The sequence below is a fragment of the Bacillus sp. EE-W1 genome, from assembly GCF_009760835.1.
In the GTDB taxonomy this organism is placed as follows: Bacteria; Bacillota; Bacilli; order Bacillales; family Bacillaceae_G; genus Bacillus_A; species Bacillus_A wiedmannii.
This window is the reverse complement of record NZ_WIPE01000074.1, coordinates 1-19,598: the sequence shown is the minus strand read 5'-3', so window position 1 is coordinate 19,598 and position 19,598 is coordinate 1. Positions and strand designations below refer to the sequence as shown.

Here is a 19,598-nt window from a genome sequence, read left to right as displayed (position 1 = left end):
GAAAAAAGTCTCAATTTAAACGTGTGAAAATTGAGACTTTTATATTTGTGGATGAATAATAAGCGGGGATGGATAATCCCTGCTTATTATTGTTTTTTGAAAAAAAGGCAAGGGTATCATAATAATTGAGTCTGAGAAGCTAATAAGTTGTTAAGAATAAGCATAGAGCGGAAATATACTCATATGGGGTATCATACGTAGATAATTAATGCTATAATTGGTATACTCGTAAAAGCAATTGTTTTATTGGATGAAGAGAAACTTTAAGAAGGTGATAATTATGGATCATAAAGAGCATGAAGCGGTAACACATAGATCAGAAAAAGAAAAAGAGCAGATTATAAATAGATTAAAGAGAATTGAAGGACAGGTCCGCGGTATTCAAAATATGATTGAAAATGATCGTTATTGCGTGGATATTTTAGTGCAAATTTCAGCGATTAATGCAGCGATGAAAAAAGTAGGAATGGGTGTATTAAAAAACCATACAAGTCATTGTGTTTCAGGTGCTATTAAAGATGGCAATGGTGACGAAGCAATTGAAGAATTAATGACTGTATTTGAACGTTTTTCAAAAGCGTAAAAACAAGCTAGTATGTAACTGGCTTGTTTTTTGTTTACCTTCATATAAGATTTCGGGGTATTGATGTGAAAAAGTGTATGTAAAATAAACTTTTAGAAAATAATTGAAAAATCATGATACAAAACCATTGATTACCTTAGGGGGGTATGGTAAGATGTAATTGTGATTAACAAACAATGAAGAAACAAGAGGAGGATTTTAAATGGAACAGTTAACATTAAAAGTTGAAGGTATGTCTTGTGGACATTGTGTAAATTCTATTGAAAGCAGTGTGAAAGAACTAAACGGTGTTGAACAAGTGAAGGTTCAATTAGCAGAAGGAACTGTTGAAGTTACTATCGACTCGTCTGCTGTAACACTAAAAGATATCGTTGCTGTAATTGAAGATCAAGGATACGATGTTCAATAATTATTTTTAGATATGGAAATAAATCGTACTTTATAGGAAGTACGATTTATTTTGTTAATAATTATACCTTATGAGGGTATATAGAGGTGAGAGACATGAATGAACAGAAAGAGGCTAATCTTCAAATATCAGGAATGACATGTGCGGCATGTGCGAATAGAATTGAAAAAGGTCTGAAAAAAGTAGAAGGTGTTCATGATGCAAATGTAAATTTTGCACTTGAAAAAACAAAAATAATGTATGATCCCCAAAAAACAAATCCGCAACAGTTTAAGGAAAAAGTTGAATCGTTAGGATATGGAATTGTAAGTGATAAAGCTGAGTTTACTGTTTCAGGGATGACATGCGCAGCATGTGCGAATAGAGTAGAAAAGCGTTTAAATAAGTTAGAAGGTGTGAACGGAGCGACAGTAAATTTCGCTTTGGAATCAGCTACAGTAGATTTTAATCCTGATGAAATTAATGTAAATGAAATGAAGAGTGCAATTACGAAATTAGGATATAAATTGGAAGTGAAATCAGATGAGCAAGATGGATCAACTGATCATCGCTTACAAGAAATTGAGCGACAAAAGAAGAAATTTATCATTTCATTTATTTTATCATTCCCGTTACTGTGGGCAATGGTAAGTCATTTCTCATTTACATCGTTTATTTATTTACCTGATATGCTTATGAACCCTTGGGTGCAGCTAGCTCTTGCAACTCCAGTTCAGTTTATCATTGGTGGGCAGTTTTATGTTGGAGCTTATAAAGCGTTACGAAATAAAAGTGCCAATATGGATGTTCTCGTGGCACTTGGAACGTCGGCAGCGTATTTTTACAGTGTGTATTTAAGTATTAGGTCGATTGGTTCTTCGGAACATATGACAGACTTGTATTTTGAAACGAGTGCAGTACTTATTACATTAATTATTTTAGGTAAATTATTTGAAGCAAAGGCAAAGGGACGCTCGTCAGAAGCAATTAAAAAATTAATGGGATTACAGGCGAAAACCGCTACTGTTCTACGAGACGGAACAGAAATGAAAATTTTAATCGAAGAAGTAGTAGCTGGTGATATCGTTTATGTAAAACCTGGTGAAAAAATCCCGGTAGATGGAGAAATTGTAGAAGGAAAGTCAGCAATAGATGAATCGATGTTAACAGGTGAGAGTATTCCAGTTGATAAAACAATTGGGGATGTAGTAATCGGTTCTACAATGAATAAAAATGGATTTTTAAAAGTGAAAGCAACTAAGGTAGGAAGAGATACTGCATTAGCTCAAATTATTAAAGTAGTAGAAGAGGCGCAAGGGTCAAAAGCTCCTATTCAAAGAGTAGCTGATCAAATTTCAGGTATTTTCGTACCCGTTGTAGTTGTGATTGCTATTATCACATTTGCAGTGTGGATGTTATTTGTTACACCTGGTGATTTTGGCGGAGCACTTGAGAAAATGATAGCCGTACTTGTTATAGCTTGTCCATGTGCATTAGGTCTTGCGACACCTACATCTATTATGGCTGGATCAGGAAGATCAGCTGAGTATGGTATTTTATTTAAAGGTGGAGAGCATTTAGAAGCAACGCACCGATTAGATACAGTTATTCTAGATAAAACAGGTACTGTGACAAACGGAAAGCCTGTTTTAACAGATGTAATTGTAGCAGATGGATTCCATGAAGAAGAAATACTACGTTTAGTCGCTGCGGCAGAAAAAAATTCTGAACATCCACTTGCAGAAGCGATTGTAGAAGGAATTAAAGAAAAGAAAATTGATATCCCAAGTTCAGAAACGTTTGAAGCGATTCCAGGATTCGGTATCGAATCAGTTGTAGAAGGGAAACAATTATTAATTGGTACACGTCGATTAATGAAGAAATTCGATATTGATATTGAAGAAGTTTCTAAATCGATGGAAGAGCTAGAACGAGAAGGAAAAACAGCAATGCTTATTGCGATCAATAAAGAATATGCTGGTATAGTGGCCGTTGCAGATACTGTAAAAGATACTTCAAAAGCAGCTATCGCAAGACTTAAGAAAATGGGTCTAGACGTTGTTATGATTACAGGAGATAACACACAAACTGCTCAGGCAATCGCTAAGCAAGTTGGTATTGATCACGTAATTGCAGAAGTATTACCAGAAGGAAAAGCAGAAGAAGTGAAAAAACTCCAAGCACAAGGTAAGAAAGTAGCAATGGTTGGAGATGGAATAAATGATGCTCCTGCTCTTGCTACGGCGGATATCGGTATGGCAATTGGAACAGGAACGGATGTAGCGATGGAAGCGGCAGATATTACGTTAATCCGTGGGGATTTAAATAGTATTGCTGATGCAATCTTTATGAGTAAGATGACGATAAGAAATATTAAGCAAAATTTATTCTGGGCACTAGCTTATAACGGATTAGGAATCCCGATTGCGGCGTTCGGTTTCTTAGCACCTTGGGTTGCAGGAGCGGCTATGGCATTTAGTTCTGTATCCGTTGTATTAAATGCATTACGATTACAAAGAGTGAAATTAAAAAAATAAAAATCTAGAGAGTAATTGCATATGCTTTTAAACGAAAAACAATACTTTGAAATAAGTATTGTTTTTTGTTTATATAGAAAGAAAAAAGATATAATAAAGCAGAAATATTGAATACTAGATGGTAGACAAGTTAAATGATAGTTTAGTAAGGAGGTTCATATATGTTAAAAGATACGATCATTAGAATATTCCATAAGGAGGATTTAGAACAAGTATTACAGTTGTTCTATGAAACAGTTCATACAATTAATGCAAAAGATTATAACGTGTTACAGCTACAGGCATGGGCACCAGATCAACTAGATAGGGAAAGTTGGTTACAGTCTTTAGAGAAGAATATTAGTTATGTAGCGGATCATAACGGTAGGATAGTGGGATTTGGGGATTATAATGATGATCATTACGTAGATCGCTTATTTACGCATAAAGATTATCAAGGGAAAAGGATAGCCTCATACATACTAAAGAAGCTAGAAAAAGAAGCAGTGAACTTGGGGCATAGGGAGATTTATACAGAAGCAAGTATTACAGCAAAACCTTTCTTTGAAAGTAAAGGCTTTATTTGCATAAAGGAACAAAAGAAACAGCATAATGGCCAGATTTTTATTAATTATGTAATGAAAAAAATAGCCCTCTCGTAAACGAGAAGGCTATTTTTTCATTATTTTACAGCTTCTTTAAGTTCTTTACCAGCTTTGAAAGCAGGTACTTTAGAAGCTGCGATTTGCATTTCTTCACCAGTTTGTGGGTTACGGCCTGTACGAGCAGCTCTTTCGCGTACTTCGAATGTACCGAATCCGATAAGTTGTACTTTTTCACCAGCAGCTAAAGTGTTAGTGATTGATTCTACTACAGTTTGTACAACTACAGTAGCTTCTTTTTGAGAAATCTCAGCATTTTGTGCTACGTTTTTAATTAATTCTGTTTTGTTCATGTTTTTCACCTCATATGTAAATAATGCTATTTAAGTTGTTATTATAACGTATAAAACATTCGAGAACAAGTGTACGCACATATATTCGTAAAAAAAATGAAATTTGTAATATTTTTTAGAGCCACTGTATAGACTTTCAATTTAAGCGGATACAGATTTTTTCTTTAATGCAGTTTGCTCTTTATTGGAAGGGAGTTCCTTATTATAGGATATGAAATAAGGTAATGCTACAAATAACATACCTCCTACTAAGTTTCCGAAGAAAACAAAAATGAAGTTTGGAAAATATTCAATCCAAGTTAAATGACCGGCAAAAATTGCAGCTGGGATGACAAACATATTGGCTACAACGTGTTGAAATCCAATCGCAACAAAAGTCATAACTGGGAACCAAATACCGATAATCTTCCCGATAAATTCTTTACTTCCCATACTGAGCCAAACAGCTAAACAAACGAGCCAATTACATCCGATTGCAGAAATGAAGGCTTGTAGTGGTGTATCTTGTAGTTTAGCTTGCGCAATAGAAACTGTTTTCGCTAAAAAAGCTCCCTCTGTTAATCCGACGATATGACCGAAAAAATAAGCAACGAATACAGCACCTATGAAGTTGCTAAACGTAACAATAACTAAATTTCGAATGAAGTGAAATAATTCGATTTTTTTGTGAAGCCACGCCATTGAAACGGTCATCATATTGCCAGTTACTAACTCACCGCCTGCAAGAATAACGAGTATAAGACCGATAGGGAATACAGCGGCACCTAGAAAACTAGTAAATGATCCCCAAGACTTTGGCATTGTTCCAATAACATGAATATCGAGTAAATACCCTAATGCTATGAAAGCACCACCAAAAAAACCGAGAATTAGCATAGGGAGTAATGATAAATGAGCTTTTTTTCTTCCGGAATTCGCAGCAAGTTCCGTAATTTCTTCTGGTGTAAATACAGACATGAATAATCTCTCCTTAATAAAATGATAGAATGAATAGAAGGAACATTTTTAAGAATCTATGTATTATAAAAATATGTTATGACTTCTGTATAAATTTGTCAAAGTGAATGAGGATAGAATTGGATATAGCTAACATTGTTCATGTTGTCACATTAATGTAACAATAAGGCTTTAAAGTACTTCTAGAGGTGAGAACATGAATACGAATCATGTAAAAAAAGAACAAAAAAAATCAATCGTCAAGATATGTATAATCAGTTTCATAAGTATAGTAATGATTTCAATAAGTTTGTATTTCTATGCGACAGAAATAGAACGAAAACTAGTAACAGTTACGTGGAATGAAATAGAAGCTTCTACAATTCCTAAAGAGTTTAATAACAAAAAGATATTACAATTCTCAGATGTGCATTTAGGGCCAGAATTTACATTGAAACAACTAGAAAATTTGGTAGAGAAGATGAATACGTTACATCCAGATATAGTAGTTTTTACAGGGGATTTAATAGATAAGTTTGGATCGTATAAGGCAGAAAGAGAAGAAGCGCAAAGCATTTTGCAGAAAATACATGCGCCCTTAGGGAAATATGCAGTGTTTGGGAATCATGATAGGGGCGGGGGAGGTAGTTTATTTTATAAAAAGTATATGGAGGAAGCTGGTTTCTCTGTGTTAGTAAATGAAGTGCATAAAATTAATGCGGAAAATGGCAAATATATTACAATATCAGGTTTGGATGATTTTTTATTAGGGAAGCCGCAAATAGACGCGACTTTAAAACAAGTAAGGCAACAAGATTTTAATATGCTCTTAGTACATGAGCCGGATGTTGTAGAAAAAGTAGCTCGTTACCCAGTTGATTTTCAAATGTCAGGACATAGTCACGGAGGACAAGTTCAAATTCCTTTTATAGGTCCATTAATTACTACAAAATTAGCTGAGAGTCATGTTGAAGGTATGTATGAATTAGAAGGGAAGAATAAGCCGTTACATTTATACGTAAATCGTGGTATTGGGACAACCCGAATGCCTGTTAGATTTTGGAGTGTACCTGAACTTTCAGTATTTGTGTTAAAGCAAAATAGCAACTAGACTATTTTAGAGTAGTAACAGGACTTTCAGAGAAAGTTCTCTTTTTTTATTGGATAAATACAGAATGTTATGTGATTTTTATTTAAAGTGTTAAAAAGGAAAGGGGAATTTCTATGGTAGAAACATGGCATAAAGAATTGGAAAGTTTATATAACGAAATGGTTTCGTGGCAAATTACTTTTAAGTATTGTAAATAGTTATGTAGAGATGGAAAAGAATCTTTTCATCATGTAGAAGTGAAAAAGTAATTTAAATAAATAAAAAACAACAATAGGTTATGTAACCTATTGTTGTTTTTTATTATTTTTCCAAGGGAATAGCATCAAAATATGTTCTATAGTTATTAGAGAATTCAAAGTTGTTTTTTGCATCCCAATTAATAGACCAAGACATTAGGCCGCGGAATGCAGGGTAGCCACTCTGATTTGAAAGTTTATACTTTCCTCCGAAAGGAATTCCTTTAATGATATAATCTAAAGCTTTTTTCATTTCAGTTGGAGAAATATATCCGCCACTTGGAGCGGCCGCTGGTGCTGCAGGAAGTCCAATCATGACTTGATCCGAACGAAGAGCTGGGAAAATGTTAGTTGCATTACCACCTACAGGAAAACCATGTAAGAGCATATCTGCCATAGCGACTTCGTAGTCTGCAGTGCCTTGATTGTAGTTATTACCGTCCATTCCAATCCCGCTACCAGCGTTGTAGTGTTGAACGTGAATGTATGTTAGTTTGTCTTTTACTCCGTAAATAATTGGTAAATAAGCACCCCAGATGCTTCCGTATGCGCTATAACCACCTTGAACATAAGCTGTTTCAGGAGCCATGCTTAATAGAAAATCTGGACCGTAATGATCTGAGATTGTTCGAATAGCTGAGATAAGATTTACGATTTGAGGAGTAGTTGGGTTTTTAAAATTAGTGTCATTTCCGTTTAAGTAAATACCTGATTCAAGGTCAATATCTATTCCATCAAAACCGTATTTATCGATCAGAGATTGTAGGGAATTAATAAAACGTTGCTTAGCCGCATTGTCAGGAAGTAAAACGACCCCATTTTGTCCACCTATTGAAAGAACTATTTTCTTACCTTTACTTTTTAAATAAGAAATATCTGATTTAAACTCTGCATCTGTACCATACACAGGAGAAAATTCAACAGTGGAACGATCACCACCAGTTTCACCGAAAGATACATTGATTACATCCCATTTTGGTGAAACGTCCCTTAATTTAATAATACCAGTACCGTTATCGAAGTTATGCCAGTATCCAACGAGTAATTTTGATCCTAAATTGTTTGCAGCTTGTGCTTGGAAGGGAGCTAGCGGTAGCAGTAAGAAAATTACTAAAGTACAACAAATAAATTTGAACTTGTTTAACATATCAACACTCCTATACAAAAAGTTGTCTAGATGTATAATCTTGTTTATTTCATGATATCTGAAAATTTTAACTTTTGTAAGGTGACTATAATTTTCTCAACAATTGTGTATGGAAAATTATTAAACCTAATGTAATAATTTTTGGAGGAGGTCGAATTACGATTGTTAAATTCAGAATATTTTGATATATTTTAAAGTATAGGACAAGATTTTTCGCATAATACTCTTACATAAAGTGAAACTTTAATCAGTGGGGCTTTGTTCATCCCCCGCTGATTATCAGCCCTCACCAATCGGGCTTTTACGGGCAGTCGATCCCCCACCTAACTTCTTTGCTTCAGCTGAATTTTAAGGTGGGGGTCTTACTGCCCGTTAATGCGGGGGAAATTTCAAAATTAAGTTTGGAAGGGGATGTACAAGAGTTGGATAAAAATCTTAAGAAAGACCTCAAAATACGCCACATTACAATGATTTCCATTGGTGGCGTAATAGGAGCTGGTTTGTTTGTTGGAAGCGGTGCGGTTGTGCATTCAGCAGGGCCAGGTTCTATCGTTTCATATGCATTAGCAGGACTTCTAGTCATTTTCGTTATGAGAATGCTAGGGGAAATGGCAGCTATTAACCCGACAAGTGGTTCATTTGCAACATATGCAAGAGAAGCAATTGGTCCATGGGCGGGTTATACAATTGGGTGGCTATATTGGTTTTTCTGGGTAATTGTTATTGCGATAGAAGCTACAGCAGGTGCTGGTATTATTCAATATTGGATTCCAGAAATCCCGCTCTGGTTATTAAGCTTAATATTAACGATTTTATTAACATTGACGAATGTTTTTTCGGTGAAATCATTTGGAGAGTTTGAATATTGGTTTTCATTTATTAAAGTAATAAGTATCGTTTTGTTCCTTTGTCTTGGACTCGCTGTTATTTTAGGATTTGTACCAGGAACGGAAGCACCTGGCACTTCGAATTTAGTAGGGCAAGGAGGATTTATGCCAAATGGTATAAGTTCGGTGCTACTTGGAATTACCGTCGTTATATTTTCATTTATGGGATCAGAGATTGTCGCAGTAGCCGCTGGAGAGTCTGCCGAACCTGTAAAAGCAGTAAAAACAGCAACAAATAGTGTAATTTGGCGTATTCTCGTATTTTTCATTGGATCGATTGCTGTAGTTGTTACACTCCTTCCGTGGAATTCAGCGAACATACTAAAAAGCCCGTTTGTGGCGGTGCTGGAACATATAGGGATACCAGCGGCAGCACAAATTATGAACTTTATCGTTTTAACAGCTGTACTTTCTTGTTTGAATTCGGGTTTATATACGAACTCAAGAATGCTTTTTTCAATGGCAGAAAGAGGAGACGCGCCAAAGGCATTTTTGAAATTGAATAGTAGTGGTGTTCCAGTTCGGGCGGTTTTATTTGGAACTTTCTTTGCTTACATTGGAGTTGTTTTTAGTTACATATCTCCAGATAAAGTATTTTTATTTTTAGTGAATGCATCTGGCGGGATTGCGTTACTCGTTTATCTCGTTATAGCAGTTTCACATTTCAAGATACGTAAAAAAATGGGGAAAGCGGAACAACAAAATTTGAAAGTCAAAATGTGGCTTTTTCCATATGTAACATATGTTACAATTACTGCGATTATAGCAGTTTTAGTTGCCATGCTCGCAATTGAATCTTTACGTTCACAAGCGCTTTTAACAATGCTTGTTACTGTTCTTATAATAATTTCTTATTTTATTTTTAATAGAAATAAAAATAGTACATTGTTGAATCCTAAAAGCAAGAATGAGGAATCTGTTCGATTCTAATTTCTTGTTTTAGAAGAGAGTTACACCCAATCATTGCTATAAAAGAATCATATATAATCATAGAGACAAGTAATTACTATTGTCATAGTGAATATAAACTTTTTTCTTGACTTTTTATATGAAGGCGAGCAAAATGGTAAAAAAGGAAGGGGGGATGACGATGGAAGAGTACGTACTAGAGCTGTATAACTTGTTATATACGACAGAATGGCAAGATATTGTTTCATTTTTAGGAATAATGTTTTGTATGAAAATTGTAATTGTATATATGGAAGAGCAAGGTATGTTCTATTCCTTCTCATCTCCGTTCGATGTGCAGCGCGAGCCGTTGCCAAACTATGCCAAGGTAAATTACGAACAATTTCCTTTTGTGATTTTCTTTATGATTCGATTTATAACAGCAATTGTAAAGAAAAAGGAAAGTGACGATGAAGAGTGCCATTCAACTTGTAATATAGCGACTGCTTTTTAAGCTAAATACAAGGAGGAGATTTATATGTGGTTTCGATTTCTTATGATTGGTTTCTTTTCATTAACAGCAATTTCTTTAATGGGATATCAAGTGTCTGAAATTTATCAAGCATATAGCAATACATTTTTTAACAAAAACTAATTACATTGCTATTTAAATAATAAAGCGATAAAATCCTTCTTAAGAAGTTTTATTAAGAAGGATTTTTTTCTTTGCGCTGTCTTACTGTGTCAAACTATTGTCACATTTACACTGTGAATAATATGTTAAAATAGTGAGGTTACGTATACATATTTGAAGGAAGAGGAGTGACCATTTTGGTGGATCAATCAACTAATCAGAAAAGCTATGCTCCTATTGTGATAACGCTTTCTGTAATTGTAAATGCGATTATTTTATTTTTGTTCTTTGGACCTGTTGGCTATGAAGGAGAAGTACATTTTGATGTAACAATTTTACCAATGTTAAATGCAATTTTTAATAGCTTTACGTTCGTATTCTTATTAGCAGCTTTATACTCTATTATTAAGAAGAATGTGAAAATGCACCGTGGTTTCATCTTAGCAGCATTTACAACGACGTTGCTATTTTGTGTTTCTTATTTATCGTATCATTACTTGGCGCCAGCAACACATTTTGGCGGAGAAGGATTCATTAAATATGTGTATTTCATCATTTTAATTACACATATTATCCTGGCAGCAATTATTGTACCACTTGCATTGTTTGCACTTGTATTTGGTTTTACAAATCAATTAACACGTCATCGTAAAATTGTACGTTGGACGATGCCAATTTGGTTATATGTAAGTTTATCTGGTGTTATTGTTTACTTAATGATCTCACCTTATTATCAATAAAAAATCTCAGCCTTTAGGCTGGGATTTTTTTTGTTAGGCAAATATTTTTGTGAAATGAAAAAAATATGGTATACAAAAGTATAGTTGCTTTTCATATAGAAGGGATGGTAAAGGGATATGCAAAATTTTGTATTTCGTAATCCAACGAAACTTATTTTCGGTAAAGGTCAATTGGAACAGTTAAAAACTGAAATTCCACAGTTCGGTAAAAAAGTTCTTCTCGTATACGGGGGAGGCAGCATTAAAAGAAACGGTATTTATGATAATGTAATTTCTATTTTAAAAGATATAAATGCGGAAATATTTGAATTGACAGGTGTTGAACCGAATCCTCGTGTATCAACTGTAAAGAAAGGGATTCAAATTTGTAAAGATAATGGTGTCGAATTCATATTAGCGGTTGGCGGAGGAAGTGTAATCGACTGTACGAAAGCAATTGCTGCTGGTAGCAAATATGATGGAGATGTATGGGATATTGTAACGAAAAAAGCATTTGCTAGTGAGGCGTTACCATTTGGTACGGTACTTACGCTTGCGGCAACAGGATCTGAAATGAATGCTGGTTCTGTAATTACAAACTGGGAAACGAATGAAAAATATGGCTGGGGTAGCCCAGTTACTTTCCCGCAGTTTTCGATTTTAGATCCAGTTCATACTGCGTCTGTGCCGAGGGATCAAACAATTTACGGTATGGTAGATATTATGTCACATGTATTAGAGCAATATTTCCATCATGGAACAAATACAGAATTACAAGATCGTTATTGTGAATCTGTTTTAAAAACAGTAATTGAAACTGCTCCTAAGCTTTTAAGTGATTTAGAAAATTATGAGCATAGAGAAACTATTTTATATTGCGGTACTATGGCGTTAAACGGTATTTTAGCGATGGGAGTAAAAGGAGATTGGGCGACTCATAATATTGAACATGCAGTTTCTGCGGTTCATGATATACCACACGGGGGTGGCCTTGCGATTTTATTCCCGAACTGGATGAAGCGTGTTGTAGATGAAAATGTAAGTCGTTTTAAACAGTTCGCTATTCGCGTATTCGATGTAGAAACAGATGAAAAGACTGATCGAGAAATTGCGTTAGAAGGAATTGAGGCGTTACGTCAATTTTGGACTTCAATTGAGGCACCAGTAACGTTAGCGGATTACGGTATTGGGGAAAATGAAATTGATTTAATGGCTGATAAAGCGATGGCTTATGGTGAATTTGGTAACTTTAAAAAATTAAATAAAGACGATGTTTTAAGTATATATAAAGCTTCTTTATAAGTGAATCGAAAAAAGAAACCCATTTGATATAACAATCAAATGGGTTTCTTTTTTGTTGTTTATAACTGTTTGTGACTGTTTCTGGTTATTCGTGAATGTTTATGGTTGATTTTTATGATCGTTTTCATTATACTGTAATCAAAGAAGAGGTGAATAAAATGTTAACTCCTGAACGTCATCAAATGATATTGCAACTTGTAAAAGAGCAGAAGGTTGTTAAATTACAGCAATTAGTGGAAAGAACAGAAAGCTCTGAATCAACAATTCGTCGTGATTTAGCGCAATTGGAAAAGCAAAGGTTATTAAAAAGAGTTCATGGTGGTGCTGCTGTTTTAACAGGAAAAGGACAAGAGCCAACGATGGTTGAAAAATCATCCAAAAACATTCAAATAAAACAACAAATTGCGAAGTATGCGGCTAGCATTGTTGAACAAGGTGATTGCATTTATTTAGATGCAGGAAGTACAACATTTGAAATGATTCCATTTTTAATAAATAAAGATGTTACTGTCGTTACGAATGGACTTATGCATATTGAAGCTTTAGTTGAAAATAATATTCGTGCGTATTTACTAGGCGGAATGATGAAAAGCAGGACGAAAGCTTTAATTGGTGCTATGGCACAGGAAAGCATGCAGAAGTACCGTTTTGATAAATGTTTCTTAGGAGCGAATGGTGTGCATGAACAGCTTGGTTTTACAACTCCAGATCCAGAAGAGGCACTTTTAAAACAAATGGCATTAACATTAGCAAACGAAGGATATTTCTTAATTGATGAAAGTAAGTTTTCAGAAGTTGCGTTTGCGAAAATTGCCAATGTTGAAGAAGCAAATATTATTACAAACTATTTAGAAATTGATTTAGAAAAATATAAAAGACAAACCAATGTAATTGAGGCTGATAAACAATGATCTATACAGTTACTTTAAACCCATCTATTGATTATGTAGTACAAGTTAATTCCTTCGATTTAGGAGCAGTAAATCGAGCAGAGAAAGATATGAAATTTCCTGGAGGGAAAGGCATTAACGTTTCTCGTGTTCTTCATCGTTTAGGTGTTGAAAATGTAGCGCTTGGATTTACTGGTGGATTTACCGGTCGATTTATTAAAGATGTATTACAGGCGGAAGGTGTAACAACAAACTTCGTCCAAGTAGACGGTGATTCCCGAATTAATGTGAAAATAAAAGGGCAAGAAGAGACAGAATTAAATGGGCAAGGTCCTAATGTGACAAATGAACAATTTGAACAATTAATGAAACAAATTGAAAGTATGAGGCAGGGAGATTGTGTTGTACTAGCTGGAAGTGTACCGGCGTCTATCTCAACTACTTTTTATGAATCAATCGCAGCGCTCGGAGCTGAGAAAGGTATTCGCGTAGTAGTCGATGCAAGTGGAAGTGCGCTGCAGCATGTAATTAAAAATAAACCATTTTTACTAAAGCCTAATCATCATGAACTTGGTGAGTTATTCGGAGTAGAGATTTCAACAGTAGAAGATGTTTTACCGTTTGGAAGAAAATTAGTTGAACAAGGTGTAGAGCACGTTATCGTATCAATGGCTGGAGATGGGGCTTTATTATTTACGGCAGAAGGTATATATGAAGCAACTGTTCCAAAAGGTGTTGTAATTAATTCGGTCGGGGCCGGAGATTCTCTCGTTGCAGGATTTGTAGGTAAATATGAACAGACAAAAGATATTGAAAAGGCATTTCAATATGGCGTTGCAACAGGGAGTGCAACAGCATTTTCAGCTGATTTATGTGAAAAAGAAAAAGTAGAAGAATTATTGTCGCAAGTAATTGTAACTAAGCGATAGGGGGAAGTAACATATGAAAATTACAGAACTATTAAAAAGGGATACAGTTATTATGAACTTGACAGCTTCAAATAAAGAAGCTGTCATAGATGAATTAGTTGAGAAATTAGACGGAGCAAATCGTTTAAATAGTAAAGCTGAATTTAAAGAAGCTATTTTAAAGCGAGAGTCACAAAGTACAACTGGAATAGGGGAAGGGATTGCAATACCTCATGCGAAAACAAAAGCTGTTAAGCAACCAGCGATTTGTTTTGGTAGAAGTGTAAGCGGTATCAACTATGAATCGCTTGATGGGCAGTCTGCACATTTATTCTTTATGATTGCTGCGAGCGAAGGGGCGAATAATACTCATTTAGAAACGTTATCGCGCCTATCTACATTATTAATGGATGAAGGATTTCGTAAGCAATTGTTAGAAGCGAAGGATGAAGAGGAACTTCTTCGTTTATTTGATGAAAAAGAGAATGAAAAAGAAGAAGAAGACATTGAAGTTGCAAAACCAGAAGGAAATGAACCATACGTACTAGCAGTTACGGCTTGCCCAACTGGAATCGCTCACACCTATATGGCAGCGGATAGCTTGAAAGCAAAAGCAGCAGAGCTAGGAATAGCGATTAAAGTTGAAACGAATGGATCAACAGGTATAAAAAACGCTTTAACGAAAGAGGACATTGAACGAGCAACAGCTATTATTGTTGCCGCAGATAAACAAGTAGAAATGAACCGTTTTGCTGGGAAGCATGTTATTCAAGTGCCAGTCGCTGATGGGATTAGAAAAACGGAAACACTTCTTAATCGAGCTGTAAAACAAGACGCGCCAATCTTTAATGGAATAAAGGAAGATGGGAAGACAGAAAGTACAGAGAAAGAAAAAGGGTTAGGAATTTATAAGCACTTAATGAACGGTGTAAGTAATATGCTTCCATTCGTTGTGGGTGGAGGAATTTTAATTGCACTAGCATTTTGGATTGGTGGTATAAAAGCAGAAGGACCATTGGCTGAATTGTTAATGTCTATTGGTGGAGGCAAAACAGGTGCGTTTTTATTCCTCGTACCAATTTTAGCTGGATTTATTGCGAGTTCTATTGCTGATCGTCCAGGATTTATGCCTGGTGTTGTCGGTGGATTTTTAGCAGCACATGCGAATGCTGGATTTTTAGGGGGATTAATTGCTGGTTTCTTAGCTGGGTATGTTGTTTTAGGATTGAAAAGATTATTTTCAGGATTACCAGCACAGTTAGAAGGAATTAAACCTGTATTGTTATATCCGGTCTTTGGATTGTTGATTACAGGAGTTGTTATGCAAAAAGTAGTAATTCCGCCTGTAGTAGCATTGAATGAAATGTTAACAGGATGGTTAAATGGTTTGAACGGTACAAATGCTATATTACTAGGTCTTATATTAGGTGGTATGATGGCAATTGATATGGGTGGTCCAATTAATAAAGCTGCATTTACATTTGGTATTGCTGCAATAGAAGCGCAGAACTTTGGCGTACACTCTGCTGTTATGGCCGGTGGTATGGTGCCACCATTAGCGATTGCATTCGCAACTACTTTCTTTAAATCAAAATTTACTGAAGCAGAGCGTAAATCTGGTTTAACAAATTATATTATGGGAGCATCGTTTATTACAGAAGGTGCGATTCCATTTGCAGCTGCAGATCCGATTCGAGTAATAGTAAGTTGTGTTGTTGGTTCAAGTATTGCGGGTGCATTATCTATGTTATTCCAAATTACATTACCAGCACCGCATGGTGGATTGTTTGTTATCGCATTAGTAAATAAACCGGTGCTATATATTTTCTCGATATTCATAGGGACAGTTATTTCAGCTCTTATGATGGGGATTTGGAAAAAGAAAGTTAAATAACACATGAAAAAGGAGTAGCTTTTATTAGCTGCTCTTTTTTATTACAAAAAAGGAGATTAATAATTGGAGAATGATGAATTTTGGTAAAAGATGTAATGAAATATGGTTTTTTTGTAACAAAAAAGTAATACTGTAATTTTTTTTGGAAAAAAATTCTGGGCTAGTATGTGGAAAATATATGAAAACTATTGGGGATTCTATTAGAAATGGAATTCATTAATATGGAAATTTATGTTACAACTCATTAATCGTGTATTACGAATGGTTTGTAATTGTGTGATTTCTAAAAATCCTAAAAATCTGTTGCTATAATGAAAATACGAAAACAAAGCAAATGGAGGCTATTCATGAAAAAATTATTAGGTATAGCAACGGCGGCAGTTTTTGGTCTTGGGATTTTTGCAGGTTCTGCGAAAGCAGAAACGATTGTAACAACAGACGTATTAAATGTTAGAGAAAACCCAACTGTAGAGTCAAAGCTTGTAGGTAAAATGTTAAGTGGAAATAAATTAGATGTTATAAATACAGAAAACGGATGGGCAAAAATTAAATTAAATGGTAAAGAAGCGTTTGTAAGTGCTGAATTTACAAAAAGTACATATTATGTAACGCCGGGCGTGTTAAATGTTCGTGCTGGAGCGAATACTGACTCTGAAATTCTTGGTAAACTGAATAAAGATGATGTAATTGAAACGACAAATCAAGTTCAAAATGAATGGTTACAATTTGACTATAATGGAAAAACAGGATATGTTCACATGCCATTTTTAACAGGGACGGCACCTGTAATTGAAAAGAAAGAAGTTGTAACGCAAGAAGAGGCGCCAGTAAGAGTAAATACGCCGGTTAAAAATAATAAAGTAGTTAAAAGCAAAGAGTCTGTTAAAAATGTAGAATCAAGTAAACCTGTGGCAAAACAGCAGTCAACTACGAAACAAGTTACGAAATCTACTGAAACAAGTGCACCTGCTGGTGGACGTGAAATAACAGTAGAAGCGACAGCGTATACAGCGCATCCAAGTGAGAATGGTACGTATGGTGGTCGTGTATTAACTGCAATGGGGCATGATTTAACAGCAAATCCGAATATGAAAGTAATTGCTGTTGATCCTAAAGTAATTCCGCTTGGATCAAAAGTATGGGTAGAAGGATATGGAGAAGCGATTGCTGGAGATACTGGTGGTGCGATTAAAGGAAATCGTATTGATGTATTAGTCGGTTCAGATGGTAGTGCCGATAGCTGGGGGCGCAAATCTGTAAAAGTGAAAGTAATCAAATAGTGTATATGTATTAATATAAAAGGCGGTTGCTTGAAAGTATGTAGGCAACCGCTTTTTATGGATTATTGAAAAGGATAAATAGTTTTACCTGTAATAATTTTATATGCACTGCAAAATTGATTTTGTATATACTCTGTATTTTTATTTTCTGGATGTAATGTTGTTTCTTGGAGAGTAGAATGAAAAGAACGTAGCAAACAATTTAAGGCGAAATATAATTCTTCTTGTGAACAATTTTGTTCTTTTGTAGCAGTAGCTAAAATAAGGTCTTTTGTTAAAGATGAAAAATTGATGGTGGATTGTTTCATAGTCAACTCATCCTCTCGAAGGTATTTTTAATCATGTATATGCGGAATTGGACAAACTATGTTCTTTTTTATTTGTAATTTCATGTACCGGAATGAAAGAACTTGCAATCATGCCGTTAAAATTGGTAAGATTGGATATAATCAATAGATGGAGTACATTACATAAAGAGAGTTGAATGATATGGGAGAAGTGCAACGTGAAAAAGTTGCTGTCATCATTGGACCAACTGCTGTTGGAAAGACGAAGTTAAGTATTGATCTTGCCAAAGCGTTGAATGGTGAAATTATAAGTGGAGATTCCATGCAGATTTATCGTACGATGGATATTGGAACTGCAAAGGTGACAAAAGAAGAGATGGATGGAATTCCGCATTATATGGTCGATATAAAAAATCCGGAAGAATCATTTTCTGTTGCCGAATTTCAAGAACGTGTTCGTAAGCATATTCGAGAGATTACAGAGCGTGGTAAATTGCCAATTATCGTTGGTGGAACTGGTCTGTATATACAATCTGTTTTATTCGATTATCAGTTTACGGATGATGCTGGCGATACTATATACCGAGAACAAATGGAAAAGTTAGCATTAGAACGTGGTGTGGAATATGTACATAAGAAATTACAAGAAGTAGACCCAGAAAGTGCTGAGCGTATTCATGCAAATAATGTACGTCGTGTCATTAGAGCGTTAGAAATTTTCCACACGACGGGTGAAAAAATGAGTGATCAACTTGAAAAACAAGAAAACGAGTTATTATACGATGTTTCCTTGATTGGCTTGACAATGGATCGAGAAATGCTATACGATCGCATTAACTTACGAGTTGATATAATGATGGACCAAGGGTTATTAGAAGAAGTAGAAGGATTGTATAATAGAGGGATACGAGATTGTCAATCTATTCAAGCGATTGGGTATAAAGAGATATATGATTATTTTGAGGATCGTGTCTCTTTAGAAGAAGCGGTATCACAATTAAAGACGAATTCACGTCGTTATGCAAAGCGTCAATTAACGTGGTTCCGTAATAAGATGGATGTCACGTGGTTTGATGTTACAGGCGGTGAAAAAACGTCAGAAATTTTACGATACATAGAAGGAAAGTTACAACTAAAGTCGAATAATAGTAAGTAGAGAAAAAGAGGAGGATTCGACATGAAGCAATCAATCAATATTCAAGATCAGTTTTTAAATCAACTCCGTAAAGAAAATACGTTTGTTACGCTGTACTTATTAAATGGTTTCCAGCTTCGTGGATTAATTAAAGGATTTGATAATTTTACAGTCCTACTGGAAACAGAAGGTAAGCAACAGCTTATTTATAAACATGCAATTTCTACATTTGTACCACAAAAAAATGTTTCAATTGAATTAGAGTAGTAATGAATTATTGTACATAACAAAAAAAGAGCGAATTTCTCGCTCTTTTTTTATTTGCCATAAACGATACATAGTGAAATTTAAGCGATTCTAAATACAGTAAGGCGAATGTTAGTGTTTCCTGTTTCAGGAATTGTAATTTCGCTAAGGGTAGGTTTGACGGAAATGTTTGCGCCGGCAGCTAATGTTTCGATCGTAGTGAATGAAAGTGAGTCGCCTATTAGATTTGAAGAGAAGTTGTCAGTTGCGACTGCTCCATTTATTGAAATTCCTACTCCAAGTGGGGCGCATCCTGGTGCAGTTGTAGAGATGGATACGCTAATGACATAAATACCAGCGTTGATAACAGTAACTGTATCTGTGCCATTGAAGATAATGTTGTTTACGTTGATTGCAGTATTAAAAATGAAGTTGTTAAATTGGAGTACTGTTTGTTGAATGTTGTTTGTAACAACAATTGTTGCTACAGGGAAGCTAGGTCCAGTAGGCCCGGTTGGTCCAGTAGGTCCACCAGAAGGTCCAGTAGGTCCAGTAGCTCCTATACCAGTGGCGCCAGTAGCACCTGTTGGTCCTTGAATGCCTTGAGGTCCAGTGGCACCGGTAGTGCCCGTGTTACCTTGAACGCCTTGAGGTCC

20 protein-coding genes and 1 pseudogene are annotated in these 19,598 nt (G+C 35.3%); 16 read left to right on the top strand and 5 right to left on the bottom strand.

What is annotated here, in order from left to right:
* The first annotated feature begins 280 nt into the window (after positions 1-280).
* The 4 genes from GFJ36_RS19390 (at position 281) to GFJ36_RS19375 (ending at position 4,149) form a co-directional block, all read left to right on the top strand.
* Positions 281-583, top strand: a complete 303-nt coding sequence (locus tag GFJ36_RS19390; protein ID WP_000349636.1) for a metal-sensing transcriptional repressor — start codon at positions 281-283, stop codon at positions 581-583.
* 202 nt (positions 584-785) lie between these two features.
* Positions 786-992 carry a copper chaperone CopZ gene (copZ, locus tag GFJ36_RS19385; RefSeq protein ID WP_002014669.1) on the top strand — a complete coding sequence of 69 codons (207 nt, stop codon included), beginning with the start codon at positions 786-788 and terminating at the stop codon, positions 990-992.
* Between the two features lie 95 nt (positions 993-1,087).
* Positions 1,088-3,508, top strand: coding sequence for a heavy metal translocating P-type ATPase (locus GFJ36_RS19380; protein ID WP_097889696.1), 2,421 nt, complete (start codon positions 1,088-1,090; stop codon positions 3,506-3,508).
* Between the two features lie 161 nt (positions 3,509-3,669).
* Positions 3,670-4,149, top strand: coding sequence for a GNAT family N-acetyltransferase (locus tag GFJ36_RS19375; RefSeq protein ID WP_088064246.1), 480 nt, complete (start codon positions 3,670-3,672; stop codon positions 4,147-4,149).
* A 20-nt stretch (positions 4,150-4,169) separates the two neighbouring features.
* Here GFJ36_RS19375 and GFJ36_RS19370 read toward each other — a convergent pair whose 3' ends face one another.
* Both GFJ36_RS19370 and GFJ36_RS19365 read right to left on the bottom strand, forming a co-directional pair.
* Positions 4,170-4,442, bottom strand: coding sequence for an HU family DNA-binding protein (locus GFJ36_RS19370; protein WP_001043904.1), 273 nt, complete (start codon positions 4,440-4,442; stop codon positions 4,170-4,172).
* A gap of 141 nt (positions 4,443-4,583) precedes the next feature.
* Positions 4,584-5,399, bottom strand: a complete 816-nt coding sequence (locus GFJ36_RS19365; protein ID WP_087984993.1) for a formate/nitrite transporter family protein — start codon at positions 5,397-5,399, stop codon at positions 4,584-4,586.
* 196 nt (positions 5,400-5,595) lie between these two features.
* Here GFJ36_RS19365 and GFJ36_RS19360 point away from each other — a divergent pair, with 196 nt between their 5' ends.
* A complete protein-coding gene (locus GFJ36_RS19360; RefSeq protein WP_097889697.1) occupies positions 5,596-6,489 on the top strand; it encodes a metallophosphoesterase in 894 nt (297 codons plus the stop codon).
* A gap of 168 nt (positions 6,490-6,657) precedes the next feature.
* Positions 6,658-6,737, top strand: a pseudogene (locus GFJ36_RS30275) (N-acyl-L-amino acid amidohydrolase); the annotation flags it as partial.
* Positions 6,738-6,789: 52 nt separating this feature from the next.
* Here GFJ36_RS30275 and GFJ36_RS19355 read toward each other — a convergent pair.
* Complete coding sequence (locus GFJ36_RS19355; protein ID WP_088064244.1) at positions 6,790-7,872, bottom strand: chitinase; 1,083 nt, start codon at positions 7,870-7,872, stop codon at positions 6,790-6,792.
* A gap of 422 nt (positions 7,873-8,294) precedes the next feature.
* Here GFJ36_RS19355 and gabP point away from each other — a divergent pair, with 422 nt between their 5' ends.
* The 8 genes from gabP (at position 8,295) to entD (ending at position 17,274) form a co-directional block, all read left to right on the top strand.
* Entirely contained in the window at positions 8,295-9,689 is a 1,395-nt protein-coding gene (gene gabP / locus GFJ36_RS19350; protein WP_000360103.1) for a GABA permease, read from the top strand.
* Positions 9,690-9,822: 133 nt separating this feature from the next.
* Positions 9,823-10,161, top strand: coding sequence for a hypothetical protein (locus tag GFJ36_RS19345; protein WP_113732328.1), 339 nt, complete (start codon positions 9,823-9,825; stop codon positions 10,159-10,161).
* 317 nt (positions 10,162-10,478) lie between these two features.
* Positions 10,479-11,021, top strand: coding sequence for a DUF420 domain-containing protein (locus tag GFJ36_RS19340; protein ID WP_000228316.1), 543 nt, complete (start codon positions 10,479-10,481; stop codon positions 11,019-11,021).
* Positions 11,022-11,138: 117 nt separating this feature from the next.
* Positions 11,139-12,302 carry an iron-containing alcohol dehydrogenase gene (locus tag GFJ36_RS19335; RefSeq protein WP_046956536.1) on the top strand — a complete coding sequence of 388 codons (1,164 nt, stop codon included), beginning with the start codon at positions 11,139-11,141 and terminating at the stop codon, positions 12,300-12,302.
* A 158-nt stretch (positions 12,303-12,460) separates the two neighbouring features.
* Positions 12,461-13,213, top strand: a complete 753-nt coding sequence (locus tag GFJ36_RS19330) for a DeoR/GlpR family DNA-binding transcription regulator (protein WP_000957278.1) — start codon at positions 12,461-12,463, stop codon at positions 13,211-13,213.
* The gene (gene pfkB / locus GFJ36_RS19325) at positions 13,210-14,121 is read left to right on the top strand and encodes a 1-phosphofructokinase (protein WP_060487493.1); all 912 of its coding nucleotides are present in this window, start codon (positions 13,210-13,212) and stop codon (positions 14,119-14,121) included. Before GFJ36_RS19330 ends, pfkB begins: the two co-directional genes overlap by 4 nt.
* 13 nt (positions 14,122-14,134) lie before the next feature.
* Positions 14,135-15,994, top strand: coding sequence for a PTS fructose transporter subunit IIABC (locus GFJ36_RS19320; RefSeq protein WP_097889699.1), 1,860 nt, complete (start codon positions 14,135-14,137; stop codon positions 15,992-15,994).
* 347 nt (positions 15,995-16,341) lie between these two features.
* Positions 16,342-17,274: a cell wall-binding protein EntD gene (gene entD, locus GFJ36_RS19315; RefSeq protein WP_060487491.1), complete on the top strand. Its 933-nt coding sequence runs from the start codon at positions 16,342-16,344 to the stop codon at positions 17,272-17,274.
* Positions 17,275-17,336: 62 nt separating this feature from the next.
* On the opposite strand, the gene GFJ36_RS19310 is transcribed toward entD, so the two are convergent.
* Positions 17,337-17,582 carry a hypothetical protein gene (locus GFJ36_RS19310; protein ID WP_000814419.1) on the bottom strand — a complete coding sequence of 82 codons (246 nt, stop codon included), beginning with the start codon at positions 17,580-17,582 and terminating at the stop codon, positions 17,337-17,339.
* A gap of 181 nt (positions 17,583-17,763) precedes the next feature.
* Here GFJ36_RS19310 and miaA point away from each other — a divergent pair, with 181 nt between their 5' ends.
* On the top strand, positions 17,764-18,717 hold the full coding sequence (miaA, locus tag GFJ36_RS19305; protein ID WP_000504945.1) for a tRNA (adenosine(37)-N6)-dimethylallyltransferase MiaA: 954 nt from the start codon (positions 17,764-17,766) through the stop codon (positions 18,715-18,717).
* 21 nt (positions 18,718-18,738) lie between these two features.
* Positions 18,739-18,963 carry an RNA chaperone Hfq gene (gene hfq, locus GFJ36_RS19300; protein WP_000813896.1) on the top strand — a complete coding sequence of 75 codons (225 nt, stop codon included), beginning with the start codon at positions 18,739-18,741 and terminating at the stop codon, positions 18,961-18,963.
* Between the two features lie 80 nt (positions 18,964-19,043).
* On the opposite strand, the gene GFJ36_RS19295 is transcribed toward hfq, so the two are convergent.
* The coding region (locus GFJ36_RS19295; RefSeq protein WP_142311178.1) for a Gly-Xaa-Xaa repeat protein at positions 19,044-19,598 on the bottom strand (555 nt) is incomplete at its 5' end.